Source organism: Calditrichota bacterium, assembly GCA_014359355.1.
In the GTDB taxonomy this organism is placed as follows: domain Bacteria; phylum Zhuqueibacterota; class Zhuqueibacteria; order JANLFK01; family Oleimicrobiaceae; genus Oleimicrobium.
Genome location: JACIZP010000389.1, coordinates 1 through 11,420, shown reverse-complemented (window position 1 = coordinate 11,420; position 11,420 = coordinate 1). Strand labels below are relative to the sequence as shown.

The 11,420-nt window shown below is 61.9% G+C and carries 10 protein-coding genes; all 10 read right to left on the bottom strand.

Annotated features, from left to right (window positions below; all coding sequences use genetic code 11):
* Nucleotides 1-338 (bottom strand): hypothetical protein (locus H5U38_16235; protein ID MBC7188574.1); only part of this gene is annotated, 338 nt, incomplete at its 3' end.
* 60 nt (nucleotides 339-398) lie between these two features.
* Nucleotides 399-3,569 carry a transcription-repair coupling factor gene (gene mfd, locus H5U38_16230; GenBank protein MBC7188573.1) on the bottom strand — a complete coding sequence of 1,057 codons (3,171 nt, stop codon included), beginning with the start codon at nucleotides 3,567-3,569 and terminating at the stop codon, nucleotides 399-401.
* A 153-nt stretch (nucleotides 3,570-3,722) separates the two neighbouring features.
* Nucleotides 3,723-4,646, bottom strand: a complete 924-nt coding sequence (murQ, locus tag H5U38_16225) for an N-acetylmuramic acid 6-phosphate etherase (protein ID MBC7188572.1) — start codon at nucleotides 4,644-4,646, stop codon at nucleotides 3,723-3,725.
* Nucleotides 4,643-5,350 carry a 16S rRNA (guanine(527)-N(7))-methyltransferase RsmG gene (gene rsmG, locus H5U38_16220; GenBank protein ID MBC7188571.1) on the bottom strand — a complete coding sequence of 236 codons (708 nt, stop codon included), beginning with the start codon at nucleotides 5,348-5,350 and terminating at the stop codon, nucleotides 4,643-4,645. The genes murQ and rsmG overlap by 4 nt, the downstream gene beginning before the upstream one ends.
* Nucleotides 5,347-7,251 carry a tRNA uridine-5-carboxymethylaminomethyl(34) synthesis enzyme MnmG gene (mnmG, locus tag H5U38_16215; GenBank protein ID MBC7188570.1) on the bottom strand — a complete coding sequence of 635 codons (1,905 nt, stop codon included), beginning with the start codon at nucleotides 7,249-7,251 and terminating at the stop codon, nucleotides 5,347-5,349. Before mnmG ends, rsmG begins: the two co-directional genes overlap by 4 nt.
* A 39-nt stretch (nucleotides 7,252-7,290) precedes the next feature.
* Nucleotides 7,291-8,697 carry a tRNA uridine-5-carboxymethylaminomethyl(34) synthesis GTPase MnmE gene (gene mnmE, locus H5U38_16210; GenBank protein MBC7188569.1) on the bottom strand — a complete coding sequence of 469 codons (1,407 nt, stop codon included), beginning with the start codon at nucleotides 8,695-8,697 and terminating at the stop codon, nucleotides 7,291-7,293.
* A 79-nt stretch (nucleotides 8,698-8,776) separates the two neighbouring features.
* Nucleotides 8,777-10,567 carry a membrane protein insertase YidC gene (gene yidC, locus H5U38_16205; protein ID MBC7188568.1) on the bottom strand — a complete coding sequence of 597 codons (1,791 nt, stop codon included), beginning with the start codon at nucleotides 10,565-10,567 and terminating at the stop codon, nucleotides 8,777-8,779.
* Between the two features lie 35 nt (nucleotides 10,568-10,602).
* Nucleotides 10,603-10,815, bottom strand: coding sequence for a membrane protein insertion efficiency factor YidD (gene yidD / locus H5U38_16200; GenBank protein ID MBC7188567.1), 213 nt, complete (start codon nucleotides 10,813-10,815; stop codon nucleotides 10,603-10,605).
* Nucleotides 10,805-11,149: a ribonuclease P protein component gene (gene rnpA / locus H5U38_16195; protein ID MBC7188566.1), complete on the bottom strand. Its 345-nt coding sequence runs from the start codon at nucleotides 11,147-11,149 to the stop codon at nucleotides 10,805-10,807. The genes yidD and rnpA overlap by 11 nt, the downstream gene beginning before the upstream one ends.
* Before the next feature lie 20 nt (nucleotides 11,150-11,169).
* Nucleotides 11,170-11,316, bottom strand: coding sequence for a 50S ribosomal protein L34 (gene rpmH, locus H5U38_16190; protein ID MBC7188565.1), 147 nt, complete (start codon nucleotides 11,314-11,316; stop codon nucleotides 11,170-11,172).
* Nucleotides 11,317-11,420 lie beyond the last annotated feature (104 nt).

Genomic DNA, 11,420 nt, shown 5'->3' with positions numbered 1-11,420 from the left:
TCGACCACCTTCTTTTCCACATACGAGGAGAACAGACGTTGCTCCATCTCGCGTTCCACCGGCTGCACCACCTCCGGCAGCTTGTCGTACCGCCGCGAGTAGGCGTCGGCGATCTTGAGGGTGCGCTCAACCATGGTCATGAGGTGGTCTTTGCGCTCTTTGAACGTTGTGGTTTTTATGTAATTAGGAGTTCTGTTCTTGGAGAAGTCTTGTTCGAACTCGGAGAGCCTTATGACCCGGTTTCCCACCCTTGCCACGATGGGGTCGGATTTACGTGCACACCCCACCAGCACAACTGCCGCAAAAACAAATAGTAGCAACGCTACACGTCTGCTCATCTTACGCTCCTTTGCTACCCAGTCCGCTCCATGGCTTGAGGCTTGTTGTAATATACGAACTCACAGCATGCTTTGCAAGAACTCTTTCGCCGCCTTCAGGCCCCCTTCGTTAGGCAGCTCTACCCGCAGCGCGAGCTCCCTCTTGCCCTTGCTCTGCACGAACCTGAATGGGAAACCTTCGTTGGCGGCTACTCTCGAGACCACCCGCGCAACCGCCTGCCTGTCCACGGCAACCGACGGCGCGAAGGTCGCAATGAGCGTCTGTGCGTCTACTTGAACCTCGCTCATCATTAACTGGTTTCCCAAGAGCTTGCAGGTCACGGCGTCGAGCAGGTTGCGGGCCGGCTCAGGGAGCGGACCGAAGCGATCCACCAGCTCCCGCTCCATGTCCTCGACCTCCGCCAGGCTCTTTGCCGCCACCAGACGCCGATACACGGCCACGCGCTCAGAGCTCTGCGCCACATAGTCCTCCGGGAGGAAGGCGTCGCCCCGGAAACGCATCTGCGTAACGGGCAGCTTTGGCTCAGCGGGTTCTTCCCAGAGAGCCTGCTCCGCCTTCACCTCCTGAACGGCTTCCTCAAGGATGCGGCAGAAGACATCGTAGCCCAGCGCGTCGAGAAAACCGCTCTGCTCTGCACCAAACAGGCTTCCGGCTCCTCGCACCTCCAGGTCTTTGAGCGCCACCTGGTAGCCTGAGCCAAGCTCTGTTATCTCTTCGATGGCTTGCAGGCGCTTGATGGCCTCCTTTGTTAAGCGGCGCACGCTGGGAACCAAAAAATAGGCGTAGGCCTGCTGGCTGGAGCGTCCGACGCGGCCGCGCAGTTGGTAGAGCTGTGCCAGGCCAAAGCGATCAGCGCGATTGACAATCAAGGTGTTGACATTGGGCATATCCAGGCCGGCCTGGATGATCATGGTCGACACCAGGCAGTCGTACCGGCGCTCGATGAACTGGTTCATCACCCGCTCCAGGGCAGCGGAAGGCATCTGGCCATGGGCTACTGCAAAGCTGGCCTCCGGCACCAGCCGCCGCAGCATTTCGAGCATGGCGCCGATGGACTGCACACGGTTGTGCACAAAGAAAACCTGTCCGCCTCTGCCGAGCTCGCGAAGGATAGCTTGGCGAATGAGCTCCTTGCTGAATTGCACGACCTCCGTCCTAATCGGCAGGCGATCGCGGGGAGGCGTGTCGATCCGCGACATGTCGGTGATGCCGACCAGCGCCATGTGCAGAGTCCGCGGGATGGGCGTCGCCGTCAAGGTGAGCACGTCCACATTGGTGCGCAGGGCCTTGAGGCGCTCCTTGTGCATCACGCCGAATCGCTGCTCCTCATCGATGATGAGAAGACCCAGGTCGTGAAACCCCACGTCGGCGGACAATAGGCGGTGGGTCCCGATGATGATGTCCACCCGCCCTGCGCGCAGATCCGCCAAGATCTGTTGCTGCTGCCGCTTGGGTATGAACCGGGAAAGCATCTCCACGCGCACAGGGAACGGCGCCAGTCGCTCGCGAAAGGTGGCAAGATGCTGGCTCGCCAGGAGGGTGGTTGGCACAAGCACCGCGACTTGCTTGCCGTCGTTCACCGCCTTGAAGGCTGCGCGAATCGCCACTTCGGTCTTGCCAAAACCGACATCGCCGCACACCAGTCGATCCATAGGGCGCGGCGCTTCCATGTCCCGCTTGACATCGGCGACGGCCTGCAGCTGGTCAGGGGTCTCGTCGTAGACGAAGGAGGCCTCCAGCTCGTGCTGCCAAAGGCTGTCTGGCGAAAAGGCAAACCCCGGGGCGTGTCGGCGTTCCGCGTAGAGCTTGATGAGCTCGGCGGAGACGTCCTTCAGACGACGTTTGGCCCGTGCCTTTAGCCGTTCCCACTCGGCTGTGCCCAGGCGGTTGATACGCGGCGCCACCCCCTCGCGTGGCGTGTACTTACTGACGCGGTCCATCCGCTCAAGGGGCACATAGACTCTGTCGTCGTCCTGATAGGCGATTTCCAGGCACTCGCGCTCACTGCCGTCGACGTTGATCTTGCGCAGGCCCTGGTACACGCCCACGCCATAGTCCACGTGGACGACATAGTCTCCAGGGCGCAGGGAGTGGAGCTGGCGAAAGGTGAAACCTTCGCGAGGCCGCGGCGCAGGATGCGGCACGCGCGCCCGGCTGTGGAACTCATGGTGGGTGAGGACACACAATCCTACATCCCACAGGACAAAACCGCTCTGCAGACCGCCCACTTCGACGCGGAGACCGTCGACGCTTTCCTCCTTGAACAGCTCTTCTACCCGGTCCCTTTGTGAAGGGCTGTCACAGAGGAAACAGACGAGCGGAGCAGCCTGCGAGTGCAGTGCGCAACGCACGGTGACGGACGCCACATATTCGCGCAGGATGTCGTACTTGCCCCCCATGGGTGGCGCGGGTTCTGCAGGCAAGGGCTGTCCAGCCACATCTTGACCTGGTGGTGGAAACCACAACACAGCTTTGCCAGAGGAACCGCCGTCACGGGGTCCGTGGGCGCCGGTCGGATCCCCCTCGCAGAGAGGGGTGTTTTGCCTCACGGGAAGGCATGTGTGTGGATCAGGAGTGTCCTCCAGGACCACGACGTCCCCGTGTTGCACGAATCCGAAGAGAGTTGCCGTGCGGTCGCTGTCCTGGAAGTGAACAGAATTATCGATTACAGGGAACTGCGGGATGAGCGCCACTTCTTCCACGGGTGCCACCGAGCGCTGGGTCTCCGGGTCGAACTCCCGCATGGACTCGACGGTATTGCCAAAAAGCTCGACACGCACCGGGCGAAGGCGCGAATAGGGGAAAATGTCCACGATGCCGCCACGCACGCTCATCTCGCCGGCCCTGTCCACCATCGTCTCGCGCACGAAGCCCAGGTCCACCAGGGCGGCCAGGAGCGTCTCGAAGTCGTACTCCTGGCCTTGCCGCAGGATGATGCACCGCTGGTCGATTGCCTGCGGAGTGAGCAGGCGGCTGTTCAGCGCCTGCAGCGTGGTGACCACCACCGCAGGACCCCTGCCCCTCAGCAGTTCCAGGGCGCGCACCTGCGCACTCTGACGACTGAGGCTCTGCAGGCGGAATGCAACAGGCGTTTCACTCGGCTCCGGGAAGTGCACCGCCCGCTCAGCTCCCAGCAGGGTGGCGAAATCATCCCGTGCCTGCTCAGCCGACAGGGGGTCAGCCGTCACGTAGAGGGCGCGCCGCTGCCTCTCCTGCAGCCATACAGCCACCAGAGCACGTCGCAGGGAGCCAGGCGCCTTCACGGAGAGCAGTGCTGTCCCGCCATCCAGTGCGCGCCACACTTCGCGCACCGAAGGTGAGAGATGCAGCCGTTCCCTAAGGATGTCGCACCAAGCCGAGGTCAATTCCTCAGACCACGCTCGCTAACCTGCCAGTGCCTGGCGCACAAAGCCGCCGGCGCGCTCCAGGCGCCGGCGTGCCTCATCGGCCTCCACACCCGCGAGGATCATGACCAGGGCGGTCTTGACGTGCCCGCCGGCCTTTTCCAGCACCGCTTCCGCCTCGTCGTAACTGACACCGGTCACCATCATCACCGTCCGTTTAGAGCGCTCCTCCAGCTTGCGAGAGGTCATCTGCAGGTCGACCATCATGTTGCCGTAGACCTTGCCCAGGCGGATCATGGCGGTGGTGGTGATCATGTTCAGCACCAACTTGGTGGCAGTGCCGGCCTTCATCCGAGTGGAACCCATGACCACCTCTGGCCCCACCACGGGACAGATGGCCACATCCACAGGAAAGTTCAGCTCCGCACGCGGGGTGCAGGTGACATAGAGCGTCTTACCGCCCACTTCTCTTGCCTTCTCGATGGCGCCCAGAACGTAAGGGGTCCTGCGGCTGGCGGCGATACCGCAGGCCACGTCCTTGCTGGTGAAACCGCGCCGCAGCAAGTCCTCGCCGCCTCGCTCCCGCCGGTCCTCGGCGCCCTCCTGGGCGCGCACCAGGGCCTTGTAGCCGCCGGCGATAATTCCCTGCACCATTTCGGGCGGCGCCCCGAACGTCGGCGGGATTTCCGAGGCATCCAACACCCCTAACCTGCCGCTGGTGCCGGCGCCGATGTAGAAGAGGCGTCCGCCCGCGCGGAAGGCCTCCACTACGATCTCCACCGCCTTGGCGATGTAGGGGATCTCCTTCTCCACCGCGAACGGCACCTTCTTGTCCTCGGCGTTGATGAGGCGCAGGATTTCCTCTACGGACTTGGAATCGATATCCATGGTAGCCGGATTTCGCGCCTCGGTAATGAGATTCTGGATCTCCGCAAACACGTTGTCGTTCGGTCGTCTCTTCACGTCTGGGCACCTCTTCGTACGGTGATGATTGCGCGCCCCTTACTGGGGTCAACAAGACAGGCCGGTGGTGCGCTCAGTCGCACGGTGGCCACTGGGTCACTGGCGGCCAGGGCGCGTACCTCACTGGCCAAATCGCCTCCTTTGAGGGTGATGAGCATTCCCTGCCCGCCCAACAGCGGCGAGGCCCACTGCCAAAGCAACGACAAGCTGGCAACGGCGCGCGCCACCACGACGTCGCACTTCTGCCGCCACTCCGCCAGTGCTGCCAGCGATTCGGCGCGGGCACACAGCGCCTGGATGCCAGGCAACTGCAACGCCTCTACTGCCTCTTGGAGAAAGAGCACCTTGCGGCGCTGGGCATCCAGCAGGACCATCTGCAGGTCGGGGCGCACGATCTTCATGGGAATGCCCGGCAGGCCGCCCCCACTGCCCATGTCTAACACGAGGGCGCCGTGGGCGATGTCCTCAGTGGCAAGGAAGGCCAGCGACTCGGCAATGTGCCGAGAAACGAGCACCGGCTCGTCCCCCCGGGCGATGAGGTTGACGCGGCGGTTCCAGGCCAACAACAGGCGCGCATAGGCCCCGAGGAGGGCCATCTGCTCACGGCCAACGCTCCAACGGAGCCGCGCCAAGCAGGCGCCAAGCGCGGCAAGATGCGCCTCAAGGTGGACATCCGTCGCCGTCCGGGCTTCCGAGTGTTTCACGTGGAACAACCCTCCCTGGCGCGCGCATGGCGGGCCAGGTGCACCATGAGGACCGCCAGATCCCCCTGGCGCACCCCAGGAATGCGCGAGGCCTGGCCAAGAGAGCGCGGCTTCACTTGCTTGAGCTTCTCCCGAGCCTCTGCAGAAATCCCGCTAAGGGCATCATAGTCCACCTCAGCAGGGATCAGCGCATCCTCCAGGCGCCGAAACCTTTCGATCTGCTCCCGCTGGCGGGCGATGAACCCCTCGTATTTGACCTCGATCTCCACCTGTCGGGCGACGGCCCGCCAGAAAGGATCGCGCGGCGCATCCAGCACGCTATGCCGGGCCAATCCGGCGAGGTCCGCCATCGTGAGCTCCGGCCTGCGCAAGAGTTCCCCGAGGGAGAGTACAGTCCTTGCCGCTGGCAACCCTTTCCTCTCGAGCATGCCATTTACGTCCGCGAGCGGCGGCCTGGTTCTGGCCACAAAGGCGAGCGCCTCCTCGATGGCCCGCTGTTTGTTCCGCGTGCGCTGGCAAATCTCCGTTGGCAGCAAGCCCAACCTTTCGGCATGGTGTACAAGGCGCAGATCCGCATTGTCCTGGCGCAGGACAAGCCGATGTTCTGCCAAAGAAGTGAACATCCGGTAGGGTTCCTCCGGGCCCTTGGTCACCAGGTCGTCGATGAGGACGCCAATGTACGCCTCTGCTCTTGTGGGCACGAAGGGCTCATCGCCGCGAGCCAGCAGCACGGCGTTCACCCCTGCCACCAGCCCTTGGGCTGCCGCTTCCTCATATCCGGAGGTGCCGTTGATCTGACCTGCCAAGAACAAGCCACGACAGAGCTTCGTCTCCAATGTCGGGTGAAGCTGCGTGGCGGGCACATAGTCGTACTCGATGGCATACCCGTATCTGGTCACCTCCACCCTTTCCAGGCCAGGGATGGAGCGGAGCGCCGCGCGTTGCACCTCCTCTGGCAAACTGGTGGAAAAACCGTTCACATAGTACTCACTGGTCAACCGTCCTTCCGGTTCCAAGAAGATCTGGTGGCGCGGCTTGTCCGAAAAACGCACAATCTTCGTCTCGATGGAGGGACAATAGCGCGGCCCGACTCCTACGATCCTGCCCGTGTACAGAGGCGAGCGATCCAGACCAGCGCGCAGCAGCTCGTGGGTTCTCTCGTTGGTCCAGGTGAGGTAGCAGGAGACCTGTTCAACTTCGAGACGGTCGTGGCGATAGGAGAACGGCTCCGGATCCGGGTCTCCGGGCTGTTCCGTCATGCTCGCCCAGTCGACGGAGCGGCCGTCCACCCGTGGTGGTGTGCCGGTCTTAAGCCTGCCGATACGAAAGCCGAGCCTACGCAAGTCCTGGGTGAGCGCCGCGGCCGCAAACTCGCCGGCCCGCCCCGCCGGGAAGGAAGAAAGTCCAATGTGGATGAGGCCATTGAGGAAGGTGCCCGGCGCGAGAACAACTGCCTTTGCCGCAACCTTTCCGCCGGGGAAGAGGCGCAGGCCGCGCACCGCCCCCTCTGCCACATCCAATCCGACGACTTCTGCTTGCAGCAACCGGAGCCCGGGCTGTTGCTCCAGCGCTCGTTTCATCAATAGCGAGTAGTGCTGCCGGTCCTCCTGGGCGCGTGGTGACCACACCGCTGGCCCTTTGGAGCGGTTGAGCATGCGAAATTGGATCCCTGCCAGGTCCGCGATCACGGCCATCTGTCCCCCCAGCGCATCGATCTCGCGCACCAAATGGCCCTTTGCCAAGCCGCCGATGGCCGGGTTGCAGGACATCTGGGCGACGGTGGTCAGGTTCATGGTCACCAACAGGGTACGCGCCCCCATTCTGGCCGCCGCCAGAGCTGCCTCGCACCCGGCGTGGCCAGCGCCCACTACCACTACGTCATAGTCATCCCCGCCGCACATCGTGCCGTCCTGCCCATGTTCCACGTGAAACACTATGCTCTATTTGCCGATACAGAAGCGCGCGAAGATCGCGGCCAATATCTCCTCGTCGGTCACCCTCCCAATCACTCTGCCTAAAGCATCGTCGGCCTCGCGCAGATCAAGAGCAATGAACTCTGCCGAGAGTCCCTGCGCCAGGGAGGCCCGTGCCCTGGCAACTGCCTCCTCCGCCTGCCGCAGCGCCTCCCAATGGCGTACGTTGCTCAGCACCACCTCGCTTCCCCCCGCACGACCGTCCCCCATCAGCGCCTCAGCCACAGCCTCCCGCAGCCGATCCAGTCCCACTCTGCATTTCGCCGAAAGCTCCACCGCCCTTTCGGCAGCCAGCTCGGCAGGCGACCATGCCCTCGGCAAGTCGATCTTGTTGATCGCCGGGATCACCCTCGGGCCACCAGCAAGGCCAGGAAGGTATGCCTCCAGCAGCCGGCGATCCTCGGCGTGCAGCGGCTCGCTGCCGTCAAGGACAAGGACGAGCACGTCGGCCCTTTCCACCTCGCGCTCCGTGCGCCGCAAGCCCTCTCTTTCGACCTCCGACCCGGCGACGCCGAAACCGGCAGTGTCCACCACCGTCACCGGAAAGCCCCCAATATCCACGAGGCCCTCCAATGTGTCCCGCGTCGTTCCGGGTAACTCACTGACAATTGCCCGATCGCACTCCAGTAGGGCATTGAGGAGACTGGATTTTCCCACATTCGTGCGGCCAAGGAGCACCAGCCGTGCCCCTTCTCGCAGAAAGCGTCCCTGCTGGAATGTCTGGAGCAGGGCGCGCAGCTCGTCAATCACCTCTTCTAACGTCTGCGCCAGCCGTTGCCGATCCAAGCTCGGCACGTCCTCGTCGGAAAAGTCGATATCCAGCTCCAAAAGCGCACGCGCATCCGCCAGCCGCTCTTGCAGCTGGGCAATGCGTCGAGAGAGCTGTCCCTCTAATTGCGCCATGGATGCCCGCCGCGCCCGCTCAGTCCGCGCCTGAATCAGGTCACATACCGCCTCGGCTTGCGCGAGATCAAGCCGGCCGTGCAGGAAGGCACGCCGGGTGAACTCCCCTGGCTCGGCCAGCCGTGCTCCCCGCGCGCAGAAGAGCTGGAGAATCTGCCGCACAATCAAAGGGCTGCCATGACAGGTGATCTCCACCAGGTCCTCCCCGGTATAGGAGTGCGGCGCGCGATGCACCGCCACCATCACCTCGTCGATGGTCACCTCTGCGCCGGCGCCGTCCGAGGCGCGCAGTCGACCATGGGCCATCATGTGGCTGGGCAGGGCCCAGAGGGTTTTTCTCCCGGCGAAGGCACTGTCCACCAGCTCTACCGCCCGGGGTCCACTCACCCTCACCATGGCGATGGCCCCCATTCCCGGCGGGGTCGCCAGGGCGACAATTGTGTCCTCAGCCAGCAGATCCACCACAGTCACTCCATCTCACAGAAAAAGCCCCACCACCTAATGCCAGTAGGGCCTTTCCCTTGTGCTCCACCAATCAACACTGCCGTTGCTACTTCTTCCTTCGGCGCCTCTCCGCGTCGCTGTTCTCCGCTTTTTCCTGGGTGCCTCCCACCAGCCTATCGGTAATGAACTTCTGCTGCAGGATGCTCAGCACGTTGAACAGCATGTAGTACAGATTCAAGCCGGAAGGAAAGGAGTTGAAGAGCAATGTGAAGAAGATGGGCATCAAGTACACCATCATCTTCTGCTTGGGGTCCTTGACACTCATCTTCTGCTGAATGAGCATCGTCGCGCCCATCAGGAGCGGCAGGATGTTCACCAGGTTGCCATACATGGGGATGCTGAAGGGGAGCACGGCAACCGTGTCCGGGTTGGCCAAGTCCTTGATCCACAGGACAAAGCCCTGGCCCCGAAAAGAGATGGTGTTCCGGAACACCACGAAAAGCGCATAGAGCAACGGCATTTGCAAGAGAAGGGGGAGGCACCCACCCATCGGATTGACCCCTGCCTCCTTGTACAGTTTCATCGTTTCCTCGTTCAGGCGCTGCGGGTCCTTGCCATACTTCTCCCGCAGCGCGATGAGTCGAGGCTGCAGCTCCTGCATCTTGTGCATCGACTTGAACGACTTGTGCGTCAAGGGATAGAGGACGATCTTCACAAGCAAAGAAAAGACGACAATGACCCAGCCGTAATTCGGAATCAGGGCGTGCAGGGTCTTCAGGCACCACAAGACAGCCTTGGAGAACGGTTGGATCACCTTCCAGCCAAGGCTCATCATTCGCTCCAAGCCCACCCCTGGGCCGCGCACGGTGCTGTAGTCCAACGGGCCGAGAAAGACCAGAAAGCGATCTTCACGCACCGTCTCGTTGCGGAATCCCATATCCAAGCCGAACGCATAGGACTTCCAGATGCGCTCCGCCTCTCGCAGTCGGTGCTTCTCCCAAACAGCGAATGAGCGAGGCGGTGCCTGCCGTCTGCCAATGTACCACACGCCTGTTCCGCGCTGTCCCGTGGGAATAATCGCGGCGGCAAAATACTTCGTGCGCGCGCCCACCCAGTGCACCACGCCTTCCATGCTATCTGCCTTGTAGGCTCTGCGGCCGATGTCAAACTTCTCCATGTTGGCCGCAAACAGGGCGTAGACTTTGGCCTCCTGAAAGTCGTCAATCAGCCGAGACTCGGTGGGCGCCAGGCCGCTGTTCCACCCCAACGTGTAGCGCCTTTGGGCGATTACGTCCTGAAAGTTCTCCAGCCGTACATCCAGGGCGAAATAGTAGCTATTGCCGCGGAAGGTGTAACGCTTGGTGATCCTCTGTCCCCCCTCGAGCTGCGCAGTGAAAGTCAGACAGGCACTGTCCGCGCTCTGAGCTAACTCCACGCTCTTGCGATCCGCTGCAAACAAGAGGCGTCCGGTATCTATCGAGTCGCGAGCCGTGGTAAAGCCAATGGCGAGATTGGCGCCGCCGTCTGCACCAACAATTTGCACAAAGTTGCTGTCGGGATCCTTGAAGCGCTTGAAATAGCAGGAGCTCAGAGCCGCCCCTTTTGTGTCAAAGGTCAGACGAAACAGGGGCGTTTCCACCACCACCTCTTCTCCACGCACCTCGACGGGTTCTTGAGCCAGCAGCGAGGGGGGAGCCTCCATCTCTCGAGGCGCAACCGGGACGCTCTCCACGCGCGCGGTGTCCTGAGCCGCCGGGACTGACGTGACCTCCTTTTGGCGCTGACTTTGCCAGTACTGCTGCGGGAAGAACGTCTTCTTGTAGATTGGCGTGTTGACCAGAATAAGCATGAGAATGATCAGCAGCACGCCGATCACTGTGTTCTTGTCCATATTCATGAAGTGGTTCGCCTTTCAAAACTGGGTGAGACCATTCAAGTCAACGGGTCATAGCCCCCGGGGGAGAAGGGGTGACACCTGAGAATGCGCCGCGCACCAAGGTAAAGACCCCGCACGACCCCATAGCGGAGCAGCGCCTGCTCAGTATACCGAGAGCACGTGGGTTCAAAACGGCACTGAGCCCCCAATAGAGGGGAAAGGACAATACGATACAGGCGGATCAGGCCCACCAAAAAGTCACGAACCATCCCCAATCCTTTCGCGCAGAGCCTCCATTGTGCGCTCAAACTCATCCACGAGCCTAACAAAGGGGATCTCCGCCACCTCCGGCTGCAGTAGCCACACCGCCTGGACCCCTTCGGGGATTTGTTGCTCATACCGTCTGAGAAGCTCGCGCACGCGCCTCTTCGCCCTGTTTCTCTGCACCGCAGTGCGCACCTTACGCGATACGGCTATGCCCACGCCGCGCTCTGCGGATTCGCGCCAAAAGAGGGTTACCAGCGGCCCATGAACCTTGTTACCAGCAGCCATCACTTCGGAAAATGCCCCCTTTTTGAGCGTGGGCAGAGCCCGCCTCGCCATAGAACTCTCGCAGCGATGGCTTAGTCCCTGTCGCTGACCGTAAGGCTATATCTTCCCTTGGCACGCCGCCGCCGGAGCACTTCTCTGCCGGTCTTACTCTTCATCCGCGCGCGGAAGCCATGGGTACTTACTCTCCGCCTGTTGCTTGGCTGATAGGTTCGCTTCATTTTTCCTCCTTTTGTCTCGTGATAAAGTGTATGTTGAGCTTGCAGCTTGTAATTATAGCAATTATTTCGCTACCGGTCAAGCACTTTTCTTCCGCGGCATCAGA